Below are 22,338 nucleotides of genomic sequence, written 5' to 3' on the forward strand. Positions count from 1 at the left end.
AACTTGACGCCTGAGAGATAGGCGACTCCATTATTATACCATCTGTAATTACGTAAACATATGCGCTTCCGATAAGTTAATTGATGTTAATATGTCATAATTTTAGGATTTATTTAATAATATCTATTAACTCTTTCTTAGCTGCTGCTCGGGCTGGAATCCAACCGAAGACGATACCGATCAACATAGAAACACCTACCGCAATGACGACAGAACTGATACTAACAACACTCTTAATATAATCTGGCGTGACCGCATCAACTAGACTAGCAATTAAAATACCTAGAATCAATCCAATAAGACCACCGAGGACACAGAGGACAACACTTTCTACTAAAAATTGTAGCTCGATATCTCTACTTTTCGCCCCAAATGCGCGGCGAATCGCTATTTCCTCCGTACGTTCAGTAACTGAGATGTACATTACATTCATAACACCAATACCTGCAATAAATAACGAAATCCCTGCTACTGCTGCCACAAAGTAAGTAATGCCATCAAAGACTTTGTTAATGCCTTTCATCATCTCTTCAGTATCATTATAACTATAGCTACCGTCAGATATGCCCGAACCATTTTTATTCAATTTATCTGCAACTTTGTTAGCTACTTCTTTTTTATTCGCATTATCGGCAATTGTTAGTTGTAATGATGGAAAATCTTGCTGTAAGTTGCCCATATATTGATTAAATGTTTGAGACGGCATGCTAACAGCTTTAGGGTTCATCATATCATTAACGATACCTACAACTTCAAAGCCTTGGCCATCAATATACAACGTCTTACCTATCGCATCTTTATTAAAGACATCTTTAGCAATTTTATCATCAACCGTTACGACCTTTTTGCGTAATTCATTATCTTCTGAATTAAAGCCTTTTCCTTCTTCCGGACTCGTTACTTCGTCCTTTTTCAAAATACTGATGTCGCCTTTTTTCTGTGGATTTGTCATTTTTGCTGAATAACCTTGATCCTCAGTTTCTTTAATTTTGGCATCTGACACACCATCAATTTGTTTAACAATGCCTATATCTTGCTGACTGAAAGGATTATTTTTCGCACTTTCTCCACTGCTTGTCATAAAGCTAATAAGTGCAGAATTTTTACCAGCGCCTGAATCTGAGAATTCATCTGCTGCAGTCTTTTTAAAACCATTACCTAATGACATAATCGTTATAACCGCCGCAATACCAATAATAATGCCAATCATAGTAAAGATATTACGTCGTTTGTTTTTTAAAATAGATTTGAATGAGATGGCAATAATATTTGATAAATTCTTCATTCTACCACCTCTTCTCGCTGAACGCGTCCATCTAAAATATGGATAATACGATCGGCTTTATCGGCAACTTTACGATCGTGTGTGACCATAATCATCGTCGTATTATACTCTTTATTTAACTTCATAAATAATTCCATAATATCCTTCGAGGTCTTCGAATCTAACGCCCCCGTTGGTTCATCAGCAATAATAAATTTAGGCTTATTAATAATGGCACGTGCAATCGCCACACGTTGTTGTTGCCCACCTGATAATTTATTAGGGACAAGATTTTCTTTATCGTACAAGCCCACATCATGCAAAGTGTCGACTACTCTTTGTTTGCGCTCTTGTGATCCTAATCCAGCATATACCAAAGGAATGCTTACATTCTCTAAAATGGTATTATTTTGAATCAGTTTAAAGTTTTGAAATACGAATCCTACGGTCTTATTTCTAATATCTGAGAGTTGATTATCTGAAGTTTTTTTATAATTTTCTCCATTAAAAAGGTAATCTCCTTCATATCCACGGTCAATAAACCCTAGTATATTGATTAATGTACTCTTACCAGAACCTGAAGGACCCATAATCGCAATGAATTCACCTTCGTTAATGTTGATATTAATGTCTTTCAAAATATGGTTCTCTTCATCCCCATTTTTAAAGTGTCGATTGATATCTACAAGTTCTATCATGATGACACCTCAACTTTGTCTCCATCATTTAATGTTTTTTTAGGATTTTTGAGGACTTTGTCACCTTTTTTCAATCCTTCTTTAACGAAGATTTCTCCGTTTACTTTATCGATTTTAATATCACGTTTTTCAACTTTATTATCTTTATTAACGACAAAAACGTTATTATCTTTCGTTAATACTGTTTTAGGTAATTTAATAGAGTCTAATGGTACTTTTACTTCCATAGAATAACCTGCACGTACTGGAATATCTATATCACTAATAATCACAGTGTATTTAGAGGACTCTGAATCATTACCTCCACTTGGCGCTGATTGAATTGGGTTGGATGACTGCATTGCAGCACCTTCTTCATCACCACTTCCTCCAGCACTCGCACTATTTGCAGCTCCAGATTCACTCAACTGATCTTCATAGCTTTTAGGCAATTCTGAGATCTTTTTAATTGTCCCTTTACCTGTTTTACCGTTACTTGTGATTTTAACGTCTACCTTGTCTCCTTCTTTGATTTTTTCTAAATCAAATTCTGAAACTGTTGTCTTAATTTGTGGTTCATTTGAAACCAATTGCAATATCGTTTGACCATCAGATAGATTTTCGCTATTTTTGATATCTACTTTACCATCAAATGCTGCATAAACACTGTCATTGATTTGTTTATCATGTTGATTTAACTGTTGTTGTGCTTCGTTTAATGCACTTTGATCTTGTGTCAGTTTCTTCTGTAAATCACTATTGTTGGGCGCTTGATTGATATTTTTATAATCTTCATTAACAGCACCCTGTGTTTCGTCCACTTTATCTACTAATTGTTGGCGTTTATTGTTGTTAACGTTATAGTTAATGAGTGAGTCACCTTGCTTAACTGATTGACCATCGTCAACTTGTGTACTTACAAATGTGCCTAACTGGCTATTGTTGTTATATGTTTTTACTGAATGAGGGGAAGCTTTCCCTTCTAAATTAAGTGGACTTTCTTTCTCCACTTTATATGTATCGTAACCGTCTTTTTCTTTTTCATCGCTATTCACTTGTTTTAACACTAAAGCGATGGCTAACAATCCTATAACTGCGACAATCCCTATAAGCCACATCCATTTTTTCTTCAATTAACAAACACTCCTTATATATATTCTCACCATAAGATTATCACAATAACGCAATTTAAAAAATAAAGCATTTCATAATAAATAAATCAATATTATTTTGAATATATACATATAACAATATTGACACTTGAACTATTTTATTTCAATTAAATCTACTACATCTAGTACCTCTGCTATGGCTAAATATAAATACTCATTTCAATTGCGTAATTACTCAACTTTTTATTTATAATTGTAAATTAATATTTCATTTGTATATTAAAATGTAAAAGTTAACAAATTTTTTTCTAAATTTTCAGAATCTAACAAATTACTTTTAATTATTTTATGGTAAATTTAATTTATTTAGCATTTATATAAGGGGGAGGTTATTTGAGTTACTTCAATAAAGAACGTCATCATACGCCAAAATCTAAGAAAAAATTTAAAATGCCACACATCTATGTCATTTTATTTGTTTTTGGTGTAATCGCTACGATTGCTACTTATATTGTTCCGTCAGGTGAATTTAAGAGAATTAAGGGTCCTGAGGGCAGAGAAATGGTGGATGCTGATTCATTCCACTATATTACTTCTGCACCAGTAGGCATTGTCGACTTTATATCGATTATTCCCAGAGGACTTATTGAAGCTGGGGAAATCGTATTCTTTACATTAATTATTGGTGGCATGTTCATGGTACTTAGAAGAACCGGAATTATTGAAATTGCTGTTGATAACTTAGCGCGTCGCTTTATTTATAAAAGTATATTTATTATTCCTGTATTAACTACGGTATTTGCTATTGTAGCTACTTTAATTGGTACCGCAGAATTATCGCTAGTTTATATTCCTGTCATCATTCCACTCATCATCGCTTTAGGATATGATTCTATCACTGCCACAGCAATTGCTCTATGTGGAACAGTTGTCGGCTTTACAGTAGGTGTACTTAATCCTATCAATACCGGATTAGCTCAAAAGCTTTCTGGCATCCCTGTATTCTCAGGTATCGGTTTAAGAATCATCTTATTTATCGTAGTGTTAGCAGTCACAATTATTTTCATTATGCGTTACGCTAAAAAAGTTCAAAAGCAACCAACTTTAAGCTCCGTATATGAAGATGACTCAGAAAAAAGAGAGCTGTATCAACACATTACAGAACATGCACCAACTACAGCTACAACAAGACAAAAGTGGGGCATCGCTGTTATCTTTGCCTTCTTTATTATCCTGGTTTACGGCGTCACTACCCAAGGTTGGTTTATGGTAGAAATGGCTGGTTTATTTATATTCATGGGTGTCATCGTCGGGATCGTTTCTGGTCTATCAATGCAAACTATTTGCGAAGCGTTCAATGATGGCTTTAAGGATGTGCTCATGGGTGCAATCATCGTTGGTCTGGCACGTTCCATTGCTGTAGTACTTGAAGACGGCAAGATTATGGACACTATCGTTCATGGACTTGGTTCAATCATTGATGGTACTACGCCAACAATTGCAATCATAGGCATGTATGCAGTACAAATGTTGATTAACTTCATAATCTCTTCTGGTAGCGGGCAAGCATTGGTTACAATGCCGATTATGGCTCCTTTAGCTGATATGTTAGGCATTACTAGACAAACTGCTGTCTTGGCTTTCCAACTTGGTGATGGTTTCACTCACATATTTTATCCTACGAGTGGTTACTTTATGGCAGCATTAGCCATAGGTGGCGTTTCTTATACTAAATGGATCCGCTTCTTCTTCCCACTGTTTATAATATGGGTAGTGATTTCTATCATTACATTGATTATTGCACAACTTAGTGGATGGTCTTAAATAATTTTTATCACATAATAATATTTTCAAAATATAATACTCAAAACTAAAATCAAAAATTACATATGTTATGATACTTATCGCAATCCAATAAGCTTAAAATAATACCTTGCATAAAAGCGATACTTAACAAGCTATATGTCTTTTTGAGACGATGTTAAATTTCTAGGGAGCAAGAGATAAACTTATTACTAGTTTTTCCTGTTCCCTTCATTACTGTATGAGTTAAAGCACACTAAATCAAAAAAGCTCATACCATTAGGTACTTCATTGATAATCAACGGTTACCAAAATCAATTTCAAAACCTAAGTCTTCTATCATTTTATAATCTAATTTATTCGGTTGACCACCTGTAATAAGATAATCTCCTACAAATATTGAATTCGCAGCTTTTAAAGCTAGTGGTTGTAGTGAGCGTAAATTAACTTCTCTACCTCCAGCAATCCTAATCTCTTTAGATGGGTTTATAATTCTAAATAACGCTATGATCCGCAAACATTTCATTGGTGTTAAATCATCCATTTCGCCAAACTTTGTTCCTTTAATAGGATGTAGAAAATTAATAGGAATACTATCCGCATCTATTTCTTTTAATGCAAATGCCATATCTATAATATCTTGATTAGATTCTCCCATACCGCAAATCACTCCAGAACATGGCGAGATATGATTTTTCTTCATGATTTCTATCGTATCCGTTCTATTTTTGTATGTATGCGTAGTTACAACTTCCTCATGATAGTTTTCACTCGTATTAATATTATGGTTATATCTATCCACGCCAGCTTGTTTTAGTTTTTTAGCTTGTTCATCATTTGTTAACCCTAAACACGCACATATCTTAAGTTGAGGATGTTTCGTCTTAATTTCTTCTACTGATTTACTTATATGATCTATTTCTTTGTTACTAGGTCCTCTACCACTCATTACAATGCAGTATGTACCTATGTCATGTTGATGTGCTACTTCAGCACCTTTAAGAATTTGTTCTTCGGAAACCAATGCATACCTCTGTTTTTGTTTCATGTCTCTAGACTGCCCACAATAACCACAATTTTCTGGGCATATACCACTTTTTGCATTTAAAATCATATTTAATTTCACTTTTTTTCCATAGTAGTGCTTTCTCAAAATATATGCCTCATTCAACAAATCTAATGTATCCACACTTGCGTCTTCATATACATTCAATAACATTTCTTTAGTCAATTGCTTTCCTTGTAAAATACTTTGAGCTAATTTCATATATACATCCCCTTTTAAAATATGAATTAAATATTATTTTTAAATTCCTACTTAATTCATCATAAAACGAATTAACATAAAATGTAAACCTTTTAAGTAATTTGGTTTACATTAAACTCATGTTCATTCAATATACTTCACATCCTTCTCTTTATTAAGGTAATAAGTCAATTTTCCCACTAAATATTTGAATGTTTTTAATTGCTGAATGATAATTATAGTAATTGATATATTATTATCTGGCAGGAGGTAACCATGAGTTTAGCTGAAACTTTATTTACGACGGGAGAATTTTCTGAATTATGTAGTGTAAAAAAGCAAACACTTTTCCACTATGATGAAATTGGTATTTTAAAACCTCAATATAGAAATGACAAAGGCTATCGATTTTACACTTTAAAACAATTAGAAACTTTTAGTGTGATTGATATATTGAAGGATCTTGGCTTATCGCTGACTGAAATAAAAGAATTTTTAGATATTCGTTCACTACCTAAAACAATTAACCTGTTAGCTGACAAAGAACAAGAAATAGATTTAAAAATCCAACAATTAAAACAACAAAAGCTAACCATACAAAATAAAAAGAATTATTTATCTGAGTCTTACAAAGCTGACTTTTCTTCTATAAATATTGTAACGTTGCCGACACAATACTATTTGTTAAGTGACACTATCGGCGACGTAACCCTTAAATCTTCATCACATAAACTCATGTCGTTTATTAATTTTATAAAGCATAATCATCTAGACTCTGGTTACCCTATTGGTGTAATCCTTGCTAAAAATAACATTCAAAACGATAAATTCACTGAGTTTACAAATTTTTATATTCAAGTAGAACAAAATATCGAGCAGTCGCATTTTACTAGGGACCAAGGACAATATATTATTGCCTACCATGAAGGCCCTGATGAAACGTTATACAAAACACATAAAAAAATTAAAGATTATCTAATAAACACTGGATTTAAAATGATTGGTGATAGCTTTGAAGAATATGTGGTTGATGAAATCAGCACTAATGGTCCAGATAAATATGTCACAAAAATTTCTATAGCTGTGACAAAAATTTAACACCTTCTATTTTGTATAAAAACTTACAAAACCATGCTTGACTATCTGGTTACCGTATAGTTTATATTTTTATATATGGAAAGTAGGTGACCGTTATGAATATTAAAAAATGGATAATCTTATGTTTGGTCTCTAGTGCATTATTTTTAATCGTGATTGATATGACAGTTTTATATACTGCTCTGCCATTGCTAACACATGATTTAGAAGCGACAGCTACACAAAAATTATGGATTGTTAATGCCTATGCTTTAGTAGTTGCGGGATTACTACCTGGTCTTGGTACACTGGGAGATTATGTAGGCTATAAAAAAATGTTTTTACTTGGTTTGGCTATTTTTGGTGGCGCTTCATTGCTAGCAGCAAGTGCTACGACACCAACTGTATTAATATTAGCTAGAGTGTTATTAGCTATAGGTGCTGCTACAATGATGCCCTCAACACTATCAATCATAAAATTAACGTTCAAAGATTACCAAGAACGTGCATTAGCACTAGGTATTTGGTCAGCTATTACTGCAGCTGGTGCAGGTTTAGGGCCTGTAATAGGCGGTCTTTTATTAGAGAAATTTTCATGGCCATCTGTATTTATTATCAATATACCTGTTGTGATGATCGTCTTAATTATTTCTTATATTTTAATTCCTCAATATCCTACAAATAAAGATGGTACTTGGGATTTTATAAGCTCATTTCAAATTATGATAGGCTTGATTACAGTAGTATTTGCAATCAAAGAATTAGCTAAACCAGATAATAATTTCGCAGTATTATTCGGTGCTTTCGCTATTGGAATCATCGCTATAATGATGTTCATTAGAAGACAAAACAGATTAAAATTTCCATTAATCAATTTAGCAATCTTTAAAAACCCATACTTTACGGGCGGTACTATTGTTGCTATAACAACTTCCTTTATATTGATGGGATTTGAATATATTCTTTCTCAAAGGCTACAACTTGTTTTAGGCTTAACACCATTAAATGCTGGATTAACCATAATGATGATGGCCTTAGCCTCACTGGTAGGCGCAATTTTAATTGGGATTATTTTAACTAAATTTGGTACATTAAAACTACAATGGGTAACATTACTACTGGCCTTTATTGGCATATCATCATTTTATTGGGTTTTACATGCGCATTTAGCCATACAAATTGTTACTTTAATCATCATTGGTCTTGGTTTAGGTGGCGCAATGACGCTAGCATCTAACGCTATTATGTCAAATGCGGATGATAAGAATTCTGGTATGGCCGCTTCCATTGAAGAAGTGTCATTTGAATTTGGTGGATCATTAGGCATCGCTATATTAGGTGGATTATTCTCTATTTTCTACAGTTTATTCTTTAATTTTAATAGTAATTCTGTTGATTTATCTAAGGCAAAGGGCAGTTTAGATGAAACATTGATTCAAGCAGAACAACTTCCTTTTTCAATCAGCAAAGAACTTATCGAGGCTGGCAAAGCAGCATATGACGATGCCTTTTCACTCATCATTATTATAAGTATTTTGTCGCTAGCATTCACTATTATCTTATTAATATGGATGGACTTAAAACAAAAACGACTACCCGAATAAATAAGCAGTTAAAAGCAGATGAAACGTTCAATTTATGAACACTTCATCTGCTTTATTCATGCTGTTCTATCATTGTTAAACACAATTTTAGTTATCAAACTAACTACAATCCGCATAGAAAGATACCTATACTTTAAATCTTACGATAAGATAACCATTCTGGTTTACTAGATCCTCTAGGAATTAACGTAGTACGGTAATGACCAGGTGTTTCTGACATTATAACTTGATCAGTCACACCGATATAATGTCCGAGTGGTGTCTCAGATTCAAATTGGTCAGGAGCGACAATTGCATGCGTATCTGTCGTATTAAAAACTTCATTTACATATGCTTTTTCAAAAATACCTAGTGACATTAAATAGAGAGAAACGCGACTCAAGTTAACCTGAACTCGATAACTGCCGCCTTCTTTCGCTCTTCTTTCTAACGCTTTAATTGCTCCAGTTTCTAACAACCATGATATGACATAATCATTTACAACCACGATTGGTGGTAGCTTAGGTTGATCTTCGGTACCTTCTAATGCCATTACACCCGCAGCGCTTCCTGCAGTTTGATCGAAACCGTTTCTATCTGACCAAGGGCCTTGATCTCCATAACAATTAACAGAACAATGAATAATTCCAGGTCTTTTTTCAGCGAGTTCATGAGGTGTTAAATGTCTCTCCTGCATGAAGCCATATCTTTTATTCATGAAAAAGATATCTGCTGATTTTAATAGGTCATCAAATTTTTGTTGATGTTCAGTTGAATGGTCGATATCTAAATAGGTTGATCTCATGCCGATATGTGAAGTTAATAATAAAGTTTCCTCTTCTAGCTCAGAAGGTCTCCAAACATTTAATACATCTGCACCATGTAAAGCTAATCCTCTTCCTAAACCTGCACCAGCAATTACATGACCCATGCCTAATGCACGGATGCCATCGAGCGGTTGTTGAGGGTTTTCACTGAAGCCCTCGGGTTCTGATTCACCAATTTTCTCTATCGTAACAAGTGGTTCTTTAGCAATATATTCAAACTGTTCTTCTTCCATAAATTCAGGCAATGTTCTTACCATAGGCATGACGACACCTTTTTCTGCAGCAGCTTCTTCCAAATCTTTGGCACTCCATTGTTTAATTGCATGAGCCACAGACTGCTTGTTTGGTAATGCTTTGATGAGTTCAAGCGTATGCCTATGTGAACTTGGATAAGGATTTAATGGCATCACCCATCGATTATCTTTTGTTTGGTAAAAACTAAATCGCGTTGGATTATTTGGAAAATATTGCTGTTTAGCAGGAAATCCATTTAATGTTTCCCATTTTCTTTCATAAAAAGGAGATAAACGTTTCAATGCCTTTCTTATATCTACATAAATATCCTGTCCATTACCTCCCCTTTTTTGCCACAAGGAGGCAAGCGCAACGGATTTGGCAGCTAAGCCTATACCAGCTAATGAAGCAATTCTTAATGTACTTGGTTGTATTGGATCCTTACCATAGAACGTAACTTGTCCACCAGCATCCGCAGTTGAATAGCCAATATCATTCAACAATTTCTCTAACTCAGAATTAATATCAAAATCATCATCTTTATTTATACGATTCCGATAATTGTGTAGTAGCACTGTTTTTAACTCTTCATTTAGCATTTTTTTCCTTCTTTCTCAATAGCTTTATTTCATTATAGTTATTTCGTTATACTCATTAAAGTAAGCGAAAGTTCAAAAATATACACTTTGTTAGTAATTGTTTATTTTTAAGGAGTGTTTTTTATTTATACAAATAAGCGAAAGAAAACCCAAAAAAGCATTATAGCTTCGGCTTTATCATTACTAGAAAAATGCGCTTTAACTGATATTACAGTATCTGATATATGCAATGGAGCTAATATCACACGTGCCACATTCTATAAATATTATAAAAATATGGATACGTTATACAAAAACATTAAAACACAAACACTCAACGAATTATTTGGTAACCCTTATGTCTTCTTTAATAAGCATCAAAATATTTTAGATGCTCAATTGTACTTAGCAAACCAAGTCTTTCATTATATTATTCATCATCGATATTTATTTAAAACTTTAATACTGAATGACACTAAATTTAATTTAGAAATGTATAACTATTTCAAAGAAAACTATATTAACTTTTTAAGTAATACTATTGTTAATAATCACAACTTAGAAATTAATGATAAATTCTTATGTACTTATATAGCCTCTGCTTATACCGGCATCATCTATGAATGGGTACTTTCTGATTTTGAAATGTCACCTATTGATTTAACACATAGTATGATTTTTATAAATTCAAATGGTCCAATAAGCGTTTTAGAAAAGTAAAATTCATTGAAATTTCAAATAATAATCGAGTAAAAAATATTTTCTAATTATTTAAGCAAAAATATTGAAACCCGATTAAAACGGTAGTATTATCACCTAATGTCAGTTTGAAATTCACTTCACAAGAACTGGACTATGAATATAAAAGACTAAGAGGAGTGTAAATATGTTCAATCACACAAAACAATATATCAACGGTGAATGGGTAGAAAGTCACAGTAACGAAACAATGGATGTTATTAATCCAGCAACAGAAGAAGCTTTTGGTAAAATTGCTAAAGGTAATGCTCAAGACGTTGAAGATGCGGTTAACGCTGCAGATAGCGTTTATTTAGAATTCCGTAACACTTCAGTAGAATACCGTCAAAACTTACTTAACGATATCGTTAAAGAATACGAAAATCGTAAAGAAGATCTAATCAAAGCAATGACTTTAGAGCTTGGTACACCAGTTACAGCATCTGAAAATGTCCACTACGAAATGGGATTATCACATTTTAAAGCAGCAAGAGATGCTTTAGATAACTTTAATTTTAGAGAACGTAGAGGCAACAATATTGTTATAAAAGAAGCAATCGGTGTAGCAGGATTAATTACTCCTTGGAACTTCCCTACAAATCAAACTGCCTTAAAATTAGCAGGTGCATTTGCAGCAGGTAGCAGTGTAGTGTTAAAACCATCAGAAGAAACACCATTTGCTGCAATTATCTTAGCGGAAATTTTTGATAAAGTAGGCGTGCCAAAAGGTGTATTCAACTTGGTAAATGGCGATGGCCTTGGTGTAGGTAATCCAATCTCTGAAAATGAAAAAATTAGAATGGTATCTTTCACTGGTTCTGGTAATACTGGTAGTAAAATTATGGAAAAAGCTAGTAAAGATTTCAAAAAAGTATCACTTGAATTAGGTGGTAAATCACCTTATGTCATATTAGAAGATGCTGATTTAGACAAAGCTGCAGATGCAGCAGTCCATAAAGTAGTTGGCAATTCAGGGCAAGTTTGTATTGCCGGCTCAAGAACGCTTGTTCCAGAATCAATCAAAGATGAATTTATTGAAAAAGTAAAAGAAAAAATGAGTGCAATCAAAGTTGGCGACCCACAAGATGCAACAGTAGAGATGGGACCAGTCATTAACAGTAAACAATTTAACCAAATCCAAGAATTTATTAAAATTGGTGCACAAGAAGGCGCAACAATTGAATTAGGTGGAGAAGGTAAACCTGAAGGGCTAGAAACAGGCTATTTCATTAAACCAACTATTTTCTCAAATGTAGATAATCATATGACTATCGCTCAAGAAGAAATATTTGGACCAGTAATGTCTATTATCACTTACAGTGATGTTGATGAAGCAATCAAAATTGCAAATGATACAAAATATGGTTTAGCTGCATACGTGTATGGTTCAGATATGGACACTTTACAAAAAGTAGCTACTGCATTTGAAGCAGGCGTTATTGAAATTAATGAATACCCAAGAAGTGCTGATATGCCATTTGGTGGTTATAAACAATCTGGTATCGGTAGAGAATGGGGAGACTATGGTATTGAAGAATTCTTAGAAGTTAAATCAATTTCTGGCTTCTTTCAATAAATAATAGTAATTAATGTACGTTAACTAACTACTTAATATTAATAATGAAACCCTAATTAAATACACTCCTATTTAAAAAGTAATAAACCCCAAAAGTTGAATTTTAAGTTCAGCTTTTGGGGTTTTTATATTATAAATACTGCTAAAATTGCTTTGACATTATACTAAGTCAACATATTTTTAACTACTTTTACTATCCCACCAATTATATTAATGAATATATCTAATATTATAGTAAATATACTTTCTTTACTCTCTCTACTTAACTTCCTTTTTCTTTGATTACACATTAACTTCACACCCTTGTTCAAAGACTACAAAATACATGTAGTAATGTAACATCAATTTGCACCCCTTCGCATTTTTTAACTCAATAAGTCGAAAGACTACCCACAATAATAAATATATGAAATATCATAAATTAACAATTAAAACTTAAAGACAAAATGTTAACAAAAAACTAATTTTACATTATTATTAAATTTTAATTTGTATTTGATTAATTTTTATTAAGTTGTTTTAATATATTGTATCACGTGTTATGCTTTTTAAAAAGATACACTTAGGAGGCAATATACATATGGAAACATCTAAATTACCGTTAGCTCAACATTTTTCAAATTTACGAGCTAACCCTAAATGGGCATTAAAACTACTTATCGCTATAGTCGTTGTGGTACTATCTACCATAATTAGCAATAGTCTAATTGACTATGATACCTTGTTTAAAGATTCTGGTTTAAGCGGTCAAGAGCTTGAACAAACGAAAACTATAGGCCAAATCACCGGAATCATTAGTGGCATTGTTGGTGGCATCATCGGCATCGGTATTACATTCGTTATTTTCTTATTAATTTCAAAAATTATGAAATCTGATGCTAGTGCTAAAACTATTTTTTCTGCTACATTAAGCTTTACAGTTATCACTAGTGTAATTGGACTTATCGTAATTGTTATTCAATGGATTGCAGGCTTATCACCAACAGACTATGTTATAACAAGTCTCAATATCTTTGATAAAGGCAACAGCTTTCTTGCTGCGTTTAACTTACAAACACTTATCGGCGCTTACGTATTTGGCGTAATGCTCTTAGCTACAAATCGTTTTTCTAAAAAATCAGCACTTATTTGGTCAATTGTGTATTTAGTCATCTTCGTAGGCTTTGCATTAATTGGTGCTTCTTTCCAATAATTATTGAATCAATATCTTTTAAAATTAGAAATTTCCAAGTGTTATTTGAGTTGTAACGCATGCATAATTAACACTAGCGTCCTATGCGGACTTACTAACTCTATAGTACCTATACAAAAAGGAACCCGAGGCGTAAATAAACGTTTCGAGTTCCTTTTTGTATTATTTTAATTTTAAAATAATCATACAATACTTGTAATAAATAACATGCTAGCAATTATATATAATATTCCTATCGTTTTAGACTTTCTTATATAAGCTATACCGATAGACATTGTAAATATCGCTTGAAAGATATTCTGGATAGTATTTGTAAAATGAACAACTTCAAACAGACCCAAACAATTAATAACAATAAAAATAATTGCAATAATGATAAATATAATCTCATAAATTTTGAAATCTTTATTTATACTCAAATAAAAATCTCCTTTATAAATTTATATTTTCTACATGATGACGCCAGAAAAAGAAACTTGTAATAATAGTAACTACAAAACCTTTAATAAAAGTGACAAACGATTTTATCCAATGACTGAATTATTTATTCTTTTCTGCTTCTCTTAATTCAATACGTCTGATCTTACCTGAGTTTGTTTTAGGTAAGTCTTCTACAAATTCTATAGCACGTGGATATTTGTATGGTGCAACGTCTTGTTTCACATAATCTTGAAGTGTTTTGACTGTATCATCCGTTGCTGGTATACCCTCTTGCAAGATAATAAACGCTTTAACGATATTCCCTCTTATTTCATGCGGGCTAGCAACTACGGCACATTCTTTTACGTACTCATGTTTTGTAAGGGAGTCTTCTACTTCAAATGGTCCAATTGTATACCCAGAACTAATAATAATGTCATCTTTACGTCCTTCAAACCAGAAATAACCATCTTCATCTAATTTGGCTAAATCACCCGTGATATAATAATCGCCTATTCTAGGTTCAGCAGTTCGTTCAGGGTCTTTATAATAACCTTTGAATAATGCCGGTAAGTCTAACGGCACTGCTATATTACCTACTTCTCCTATTTCTGCTAGCTCACCATCATCATTGATGACAGTAACATGACTACCAGGAATCGCTTTACCCATAGACCCTGGACGACTCTCTGTATCTTTCAAGAAACCAATTAATAAAGTGCTCTCCGTTTGTCCATAACCATCTCTAACTGTAAGATCAAAATTGGTTTGGAATTTTTCTACAACTTCTCTATTTAAAGGTTCACCTGCAGAGACTGCACTATGCAAATGTTCTAAGTTATAGTCCGTTAGGTTAGGCAGTTTTGCCATTAAACGATATTCAGTAGGCGTACAACAAAGGACATTAATCTTATAATCTTGTAATAATTCTAAGTATTTTTCAGCGTTAAATTTGCCGTTATAAACAAATGCCGTTGCTCCTGACCCCATAATTGATAAAAATGGACTCCATACCCATTTTTGCCAACCAGGCGCTGCAGTAGCCCACGCAATATCATCTTCTTTGATACTCAACCAATGTTTAGGCGCCATTTGCATATGTGCATAGCCCCATCCATGTGAATGTACCACAGCTTTCGGATTACCTGTTGTACCTGACGTGTATGATAATAAGGCAACATCATCTTTAGATGTCTCGACAATTTGTAATTCATCTGTTTCCTTGGCTGATTCTGAATCGACCGTATACCAATCTTCGTATTCTCCGCCAACAATAAATTTTGTTAATGTGTTGTATTCTTTAACTGCTTTAAATTCATCAATGCTATCAGCAGTTACAACGATAGCTTTGACCTCTCCATGTGAAATTCTATATTGTAAATCCTTTGTACGTAACATTTCAGAACTTGGAATAACTACAATGCCCAATTTCAAAGCAGCTATGTAAATTTCATACGTTTCAATAGAACGCGGCATCATCACAAGTACTTTGTCACCTTTTTGTAAGCCATGTTTTAAAAACATATTACCGACTTGGTTAGCATTTTTCACCAATTGATTATATGTGATTGAATGTGTTTCGCCCTCAGCATTTTCAAAAATAATAGCTTTTTTATTTTCATCAGCTATATATTTTTCGATTTCGCTAACGATATTATAAGTATCTGGAGCGACTAAATCTTTTTTGTTCATTATTTACTCTCCTTTAATTCTAAATCTACAATTATCGTATGCACGTATGCAAACACAAACCATAGATCATACTTTCGTTAATACAAAGTAACCCTATTACTCAATAACACCATAATTCTAATCCTTCTCTATCTAAAAAGATACAATTATGACTTTAATAATATCAATATTTTCCTATTATAATACGCTTCTAGATATACTTAAAGCCTGACTAAATTTACGATATACTAGATTTGTAAAAATATAGCTAATCCCGAAATAACTTTGACATTTAGGATATATCTCATGTAGTATTTCTAGCATACAGTTGTAAAATGTCATCTAAAATAGAGGTTAGAACACAATTATTGTCGTAACCTCTAAAATGATGCCTATTTCAGCGCATTATATTTATGTTCACTTCCAAATATTCTACTATAGCTTTCTATTTTCATAAGTTTTATCGATGGAATTTATTTTTCACAGTTCAACATTTAGCTTTAACTTGTTCTTAGTGATATAATATAAAACTGTGTAATTTTTAATGAAAGAAGTGATACGATTGAGTTCAAATGATACTTTCCATGTTGAAAAAAGAATTCCCCTATTTATTGTGCTACTCTCTGGGGCTTTTATTACGATTTTGAACCAAACGTTACTTGGTACGGCATTACCGCCAATTATGAAAGATCTCCAAGTAACTGAAAGCACTGTACAATGGTTACAGTCTATATTTATGCTTGTAAATGGGATAATGATTCCAGTAACAGCCTTTTTAATCGAAAGATATACATCGAGGCAATTATTCTTAACTGCCATGAGCATCTTTGCCGCAGGTACATTACTCTGTGCAGTAGGCTCAGATTTTTCAATGCTACTTATCGGACGCGTCTTACAAGCAGCAGGCGCTGGTATTATGATGCCATTGATGCAAACAATTCTATTTTTAACTTTTCCTAAAGAAAAACGTGGTACTGCAATGGGTCTCTTTGGTCTCGTTATTGCATTTGCACCCGCTATAGGTCCAACTTTATCAGGTGTACTAGTAGAACATCTATCATGGAGAAGTGTCTTCTATGTTGTGTTCCCTATCGCAGTTATCATTATTATTGCATCAATTTTCTTATTGAAAAATGTGACTGAAACTTCACATCCAAAATTAGATATATCATCAGTAATTCTATCTACATTAGGATTTGGTGGATTATTATATAGTTTCAGTTCTGTAGGTGAAGCAGGTTGGAATAGCGTACAATTCATAGCACCATTAATCATAGGTATTATTTCATTAGTTGTATTCATTCGTCGTCAATTGAATCTAAAAGAACCTATGCTCGAATTTAGAGTGTTTAGTTACAATGTCTATACATTAGGTACAGTATTAAGTATGTTTGTATTCGGTGTATTAATTGCTACTAACATTATATTGCCACTCTATATGCAAAATATGTTACAGTTCTCTGCGCTAGAATCTGGTCTTGTCTTACTACCAGGTGCAGTAGTCATGGGCCTTATGAACCCACTTACTGGCTATTTATTCGATAAATTCGGTGGAACGTGGTTAGCACGTATCGGGTTACTCGTATTAGTAGCGTCATCCGTACCGTTTACTGTACTAACAGCGCATACTAGTTTTACTTACCTTGCAATATCTAACGCCTTACGAATGATTTCTATCGCAATGGTTATGATGCCTATGACAACATTGGCCATTAACCAGTTACCAAATCATCTCATTGCACATGGTACTGCAATGAACAATACTTTCAGACAAATGGCTGGTGCCATTGGTACAGCATTATTTATTACATTAATGTCTGTATCAGCTAATCCAAGTGATGGCGTAGAAGGCATCATCCATGGTGTAAACGTCACATTTATGGTTGCAACTGGTATTTCAGTAGTTGCGTTGATCTTATCAGCTAAACTTTCTGATGATAGTAAACCAGCTCGAAGAACCTTATAAGATCTAATAATTTAAAACATGGATAAAAAAATATAAAAAATAACACTTTCGAAAAGTTCACTGCACATTGAACTTTTTGAAAGTGTTTTATTTTACAAAGTGATAGATTACAATGCATTACATAATCAACAATTGCTTAACGCATTAATTTAATTAAGCTTTAGCAGATAGTCTATTAATCGCAATCTCTCCTAATGATTTTGCAGATACCAAGAGTGCATTTTCATTAACTTCAAACTTAGGATGATGATTCATATAAGGTTCTTCCATATGTTCTGGCTTACAACCTACAATAAAAAATGTACCTGGTATTTCTTTTAAATAATAAGCAAAGTCTTCTGAACCTGAAACGGCAGGAATTTCAACTAAATGTTTGAAATAGTCTCCCTGACTTGTTGATAAAATGTCTGTTACCGCTTGTGTTTGTTCAGGGTGGTTATATAATACTGGATAACCAAATTGATAATCTAAGTCATACGTAATATCGAATCCTACTGCGACACTTTTTGCAACTTTCTCAATTTCTTCATACATAAATTGTTCTAAATCATCATTAAGATAACGTGCAGTACCTTTAATTGTCACTTTATCTTGAATGACATTAGCGCCACCTGGTGCGTCGAAAGAACCTACAGTAATAACGCCCATTTCTGAAGGATCAATACGTCTAGACACAATTGTTTGGAGCGTATTTACAAAGTTTGTTCCAGCTACTAAGGCATCGTGTGTCTTATGCGGGCTTGCAGCATGACCACCGAGTCCTTTAATTGTTAATGTGAACGTTGAGCTTCCAGCAAAAGCATTGCCTGTATTGTAACCAATTACTTCTGGACCAGCAACTGGCACAACATGAATACCATATACTTCATCTAAATCGTTTAACGCACCCGATGCCATAATTTGCTGTGCACCACCTGGAGGCATTTCTTCAGCATGTTGATGGATAATTTTAATTGTACCTGGCAATTCATCTTTGATATCAATTAATGCGTCCGCTAAACCTAGTAAATAAGCCGTATGCGCATCATGGCCACAAGCATGCATTACACCTTCGTTCGTTGATTTAAAAGGGACATCCGCTTCTTCATTTATAGGTAAAGCATCAAAATCTGCACGTAAACCTATCGTATTACCTGGGTGTTGCCCTTTGATTTCTACAATAATAGCATTACTCTCAGCAACCGGTTGTGTAACTACAACGTCTTTATCCTTATAAAAATCCTTGATATACTCTGCTGTAGCATTTTCTTGGAAAGACAGCTCAGGGTGCTGATGCAAATAGCGACGGTGCTTAATCATGTCGGCTTCCTTCTGTTCTAACTTCTCAAATAATTTTTCTTTTACATTCATGAACATTCACTTCTTTCGATTGAATTTTAAAACATATCACTCATTAATAAGTTTAAATTCCAAAGAGTATTAATTCAAATATAAAATAACATTTTATAAAATTTCTAGTTATTTAAATCGAATTTAGTGAAATTAATTACTAAAACGAACATATTTTCATTTTAAATTTTATTATCTTAGTTTAAATTCTAAGAGACTTTAAGTTCTACTACCGTTTCTTTTTTATGAATGATATACATAATAGCGCTAGCAATGATTACCATTCCAAAACCAAAATATGGTGTCATTGTAATACCAAAATGATTTAGCACAAACCCGCCAATTACTGATCCTAATGTGATGCCAATATTAAATGAAGCAATGTTTAAACTTGATGCGAAGTTCGTTGTCGCTTTATTTTTACGTTCAGCAAAAAGTACCACAATTAGTTGTAATCCTGGTACATTCATAAAAGCAAATAACCCCATAAGCAATATGATTACGGTACCTAATAAGTGATGCGTTACGGTTATACCTACAAGCAATAAGACTAGTGCTTGTACTAAAAATATACCTATAAGCACTTTAGTCGGCTGATTATTTGTAAGTTTGCCGCCTAATGTATTTCCTATTGCAACCATTACACCGTAGATAACTAATAAAAATACAACTGCGTCGTCACTATAATTTAATACATCTGTAAGCAATGTCGTCAAATAAGTGTATACAACGAACGTTCCACCATAACCTAATGCCGTAATTAAATAAATCATCATTAAAGATTTATTTTTAAATACAGTTAATTGTTCTAACATTGAAGCTTGTTCATATTCATTAAGATCTTTAGGCACAGTAAATATGTTTACGATTAAACTGATTAAACCAATTAGCGCAATTGTAAAAAATGAAGCTTCCCAACCAAATTGCTGGCCAATCCATGTCCCTAGAGGTACGCCGGTAATAGTTGCAACAGTCAATCCCGTAAACATCATTGCAATAGCGCTTGAACGTTTGTCTGCTGTTACTAAATCACTCGCAATAGCAGTCGCTATAGACATAAATACGCCGTGCATTAACGCAGACAGTATACGCATAGCCAACAACATACTCAAAGTTGTAGCAAAAGCTGCAAGTGTATTTGCGATAATAAATATTAACATAATACCGATGAGCAAATGCTTACGTTTCATTTTATTAGTTAATGGAGTAAGTAATGGCGCACCAATTGTTACACCTACCGCATATAACGAAACAGTTAAACCAGCTAATGAAATGCTTGTATTAAATGAATCTTTAATTAATGGCAATAGACCAACACTAATAAACTCTGTCATCCCAATTGCAAAAGCTGACATCGCTAAAGCTAAAATAGCAAACTTGTTTTTCTTCATAATTCATTTTCTCTCCTTAATTTTGTTGATTATGTTACTATATATCACACATGTAAGAAGAGGAAGTACACACTTTAAAGTAATATAGATACCTTTTAGTACCTATAAGGAGGAAATCATATGAGTAAAACATATAATATAGGAGTTGAAGCTACAATTGACGTCATTGGTGGTAAATGGAAACCTGTCATCCTATGCCACTTACAAAATAATGGCTTAATGCGTACTTCTGCATTAAAGCGAGCGATACCAACTATTACTCAAAAAATGTTAACACAACAATTACGGGAATTAGAGAAAGATGGCATTATTAATCGGATCGTTTATGATCAAGTTCCACCGAAAGTAGAATATGACCTTTCTGAATATGGTCAAACACTTGGTAATATTTTATCTTCTTTATGTTATTGGGGAGAATTTCACGTAGAAAAAATGTATGAACAAGGCGAAGCTGTCACACTGAACCAACAAGACTTTATTAATATTCCAAATGCCTAAACAAACGATTTACTCAGCTTTCAATGGCTACAAACTGACTATTAAAGATAATACTTAACGGTTGGGACTAATTAATGATGGATTACTACAGTAGAGGAGTATTTAAAAATTATGAAACTTGATGAATTTGAAATAGATGATGTATTTACTACACCACCTAATAAAATAAGTGAGAAAGATATTATTAACTTCGCTCAAGAATTTGACCCACAATACATGCATTTGGATAAGGAGAAAGCTACAGAAGGTAGATTCAATGGTATCATTGCTTCAGGTATACACACGTTATCTATTTCATTCAAATTATGGATTGAAGCAGGTAAGTATGGTGAAGATGTAATCGCAGGTACACATATGAACCATATTAAATTTATCAAGCCCGTATATCCTGAAGATGAACTTTACACAAAAATAAAAGTATTGAAAAAACAAGCCACGAAAAGCGATCAAGGTTTACTCACGGTACTATTATCGACATTTAACCAACACGAAGACAAAGTATTTGAAGGAGAACTAACAGCATTAATGAGACGTTAATGAGGTATTATTGATATTGAGGCATTAACTACGTACTAACTATACACTTAACTTCAATATATCCAATAAGCTAAATAATAATGATACTCTCTCTTGTCTATTCATAGTCTAATAAAACCAAACACTACACATATATTTCGCGCATGTGCGTTCATGTGAAAATCAATCATAATTTATATTTATTTTTCTTTGCTATTTCTATATAATCATAAAGATGTAAAAATTAATTATTTACTAAAGGAGATATTAATATGAGTATTATATCAATTATTTTAGTTTTATTAGTTGCTGCAGAGTTTTTCTATATCATGGCTTTGCAGACTTTTGCTACAACTTCTGACAAAACGAGCAATTTATTTAAAATGACTAAACAAGCCTTACAACAAGATAATTTAAAAACACTGATGAAAAACCAAGGCATTTATAATGGCCTTTTAGGCGTATTCTTACTATATGCTTTACTCTTTTCAAATAATGCCAAAGAACTAATTGTTTGCATATTAGTGTACATGATTATCGTTGCGATATATGGCGCTGTAACAAGTCAAAAATCTATTTTATTAAAACAAGGTGGCTTACCAATCCTAGCCTTAATTTCATTGCTGTTTTAATATTTAAT

Annotated in this window: 18 protein-coding genes; 10 read left to right on the forward strand and 8 right to left on the reverse strand. The window is 33.1% G+C overall.

The features are described from left to right. Positions 1 to 109 precede the first annotated feature (109 nt). Genes BTM19_RS03920 through BTM19_RS03930 form a run of 3 tightly spaced genes read right to left on the reverse strand, consistent with a single transcriptional unit; the run spans position 110 to position 3,074 of the window. Positions 110 to 1,285, reverse strand: a complete 1,176-nt coding sequence (locus BTM19_RS03920; protein ID WP_058625800.1) for an ABC transporter permease — start codon at positions 1,283 to 1,285, stop codon at positions 110 to 112. After that, positions 1,282 to 1,962 carry an ABC transporter ATP-binding protein gene (locus BTM19_RS03925; RefSeq protein ID WP_038679513.1) on the reverse strand — a complete coding sequence of 227 codons (681 nt, stop codon included), beginning with the start codon at positions 1,960 to 1,962 and terminating at the stop codon, positions 1,282 to 1,284. Before BTM19_RS03925 ends, BTM19_RS03920 begins: the two co-directional genes overlap by 4 nt. Beyond that, positions 1,959 to 3,074, reverse strand: a complete 1,116-nt coding sequence (locus BTM19_RS03930) for an efflux RND transporter periplasmic adaptor subunit (protein ID WP_058625799.1) — start codon at positions 3,072 to 3,074, stop codon at positions 1,959 to 1,961. Before BTM19_RS03930 ends, BTM19_RS03925 begins: the two co-directional genes overlap by 4 nt. Positions 3,075 to 3,446: 372 nt before the next feature. Here BTM19_RS03930 and BTM19_RS03935 point away from each other — a divergent pair, with 372 nt between their 5' ends. Further along, positions 3,447 to 4,877, forward strand: a complete 1,431-nt coding sequence (locus tag BTM19_RS03935; protein WP_029378797.1) for a YfcC family protein — start codon at positions 3,447 to 3,449, stop codon at positions 4,875 to 4,877. A gap of 277 nt (positions 4,878 to 5,154) precedes the next feature. Here BTM19_RS03935 and bioB read toward each other — a convergent pair whose 3' ends face one another. After that, positions 5,155 to 6,123, reverse strand: a complete 969-nt coding sequence (gene bioB, locus BTM19_RS03940; protein WP_037557266.1) for a biotin synthase BioB — start codon at positions 6,121 to 6,123, stop codon at positions 5,155 to 5,157. A gap of 255 nt (positions 6,124 to 6,378) precedes the next feature. On the opposite strand from bioB, the gene BTM19_RS03945 reads away from it, so the two are divergent. Together BTM19_RS03945 and BTM19_RS03950 are read left to right on the forward strand one after the other, a co-directional pair. Next, on the forward strand, positions 6,379 to 7,200 hold the full coding sequence (locus BTM19_RS03945; RefSeq protein ID WP_029378796.1) for a MerR family transcriptional regulator: 822 nt from the start codon (positions 6,379 to 6,381) through the stop codon (positions 7,198 to 7,200). A gap of 95 nt (positions 7,201 to 7,295) precedes the next feature. Beyond that, entirely contained in the window at positions 7,296 to 8,783 is a 1,488-nt protein-coding gene (locus BTM19_RS03950; protein ID WP_038679510.1) for an MFS transporter, read from the forward strand. Between the two features lie 133 nt (positions 8,784 to 8,916). Here BTM19_RS03950 and BTM19_RS03955 read toward each other — a convergent pair whose 3' ends face one another. After that, positions 8,917 to 10,422, reverse strand: a complete 1,506-nt coding sequence (locus BTM19_RS03955; protein ID WP_029378794.1) for a CoA transferase — start codon at positions 10,420 to 10,422, stop codon at positions 8,917 to 8,919. A 114-nt stretch (positions 10,423 to 10,536) separates the two neighbouring features. On the opposite strand from BTM19_RS03955, the gene BTM19_RS03960 reads away from it, so the two are divergent. From BTM19_RS03960 to BTM19_RS03970, 3 genes are all read left to right on the forward strand, one after another. After that, entirely contained in the window at positions 10,537 to 11,121 is a 585-nt protein-coding gene (locus BTM19_RS03960) for a TetR/AcrR family transcriptional regulator (RefSeq protein WP_029378793.1), read from the forward strand. A gap of 166 nt (positions 11,122 to 11,287) precedes the next feature. After that, positions 11,288 to 12,715: an aldehyde dehydrogenase family protein gene (locus tag BTM19_RS03965; RefSeq protein WP_029378792.1), complete on the forward strand. Its 1,428-nt coding sequence runs from the start codon at positions 11,288 to 11,290 to the stop codon at positions 12,713 to 12,715. 580 nt (positions 12,716 to 13,295) lie between these two features. Continuing rightward, the gene (locus BTM19_RS03970; protein WP_038679508.1) at positions 13,296 to 13,907 is read left to right on the forward strand and encodes a YIP1 family protein; all 612 of its coding nucleotides are present in this window, start codon (positions 13,296 to 13,298) and stop codon (positions 13,905 to 13,907) included. Positions 13,908 to 14,447: 540 nt separating this feature from the next. Here the strand turns inward: BTM19_RS03970 and mbcS are convergent. Further along, complete coding sequence (mbcS, locus tag BTM19_RS03980) at positions 14,448 to 16,019, reverse strand: acyl-CoA synthetase MbcS (RefSeq protein WP_038679507.1); 1,572 nt, start codon at positions 16,017 to 16,019, stop codon at positions 14,448 to 14,450. 523 nt (positions 16,020 to 16,542) lie between these two features. Here mbcS and BTM19_RS03985 point away from each other — a divergent pair. Then, complete coding sequence (locus BTM19_RS03985; protein WP_069796738.1) at positions 16,543 to 17,964, forward strand: MDR family MFS transporter; 1,422 nt, start codon at positions 16,543 to 16,545, stop codon at positions 17,962 to 17,964. A 153-nt stretch (positions 17,965 to 18,117) separates the two neighbouring features. Here the strand turns inward: BTM19_RS03985 and BTM19_RS03990 are convergent, their stop codons facing one another. Further along, complete coding sequence (locus BTM19_RS03990) at positions 18,118 to 19,314, reverse strand: amidohydrolase (protein WP_029378787.1); 1,197 nt, start codon at positions 19,312 to 19,314, stop codon at positions 18,118 to 18,120. 188 nt (positions 19,315 to 19,502) lie between these two features. Further along, the gene (locus tag BTM19_RS03995) at positions 19,503 to 20,684 is read right to left on the reverse strand and encodes an MFS transporter (RefSeq protein ID WP_038679505.1); all 1,182 of its coding nucleotides are present in this window, start codon (positions 20,682 to 20,684) and stop codon (positions 19,503 to 19,505) included. A 120-nt stretch (positions 20,685 to 20,804) separates the two neighbouring features. Between BTM19_RS03995 and BTM19_RS04000 the strand changes: the two genes are divergently transcribed. The 3 genes from BTM19_RS04000 (at position 20,805) to BTM19_RS04010 (ending at position 22,330) form a co-directional block, all read left to right on the forward strand. Continuing rightward, positions 20,805 to 21,182, forward strand: coding sequence for a winged helix-turn-helix transcriptional regulator (locus BTM19_RS04000; protein WP_029378785.1), 378 nt, complete (start codon positions 20,805 to 20,807; stop codon positions 21,180 to 21,182). A gap of 111 nt (positions 21,183 to 21,293) precedes the next feature. Then, positions 21,294 to 21,719, forward strand: coding sequence for a MaoC family dehydratase (locus BTM19_RS04005; protein WP_029378784.1), 426 nt, complete (start codon positions 21,294 to 21,296; stop codon positions 21,717 to 21,719). A 251-nt stretch (positions 21,720 to 21,970) separates the two neighbouring features. After that, the gene (locus BTM19_RS04010; RefSeq protein WP_029378783.1) at positions 21,971 to 22,330 is read left to right on the forward strand and encodes a DUF1304 domain-containing protein; all 360 of its coding nucleotides are present in this window, start codon (positions 21,971 to 21,973) and stop codon (positions 22,328 to 22,330) included. The last annotated feature ends 8 nt before the right edge of the window (positions 22,331 to 22,338 follow it).

Origin of the sequence: Staphylococcus xylosus, assembly GCF_002732165.1 — a bacterium.
Classification (GTDB): Bacteria; Bacillota; Bacilli; order Staphylococcales; family Staphylococcaceae; genus Staphylococcus; species Staphylococcus xylosus.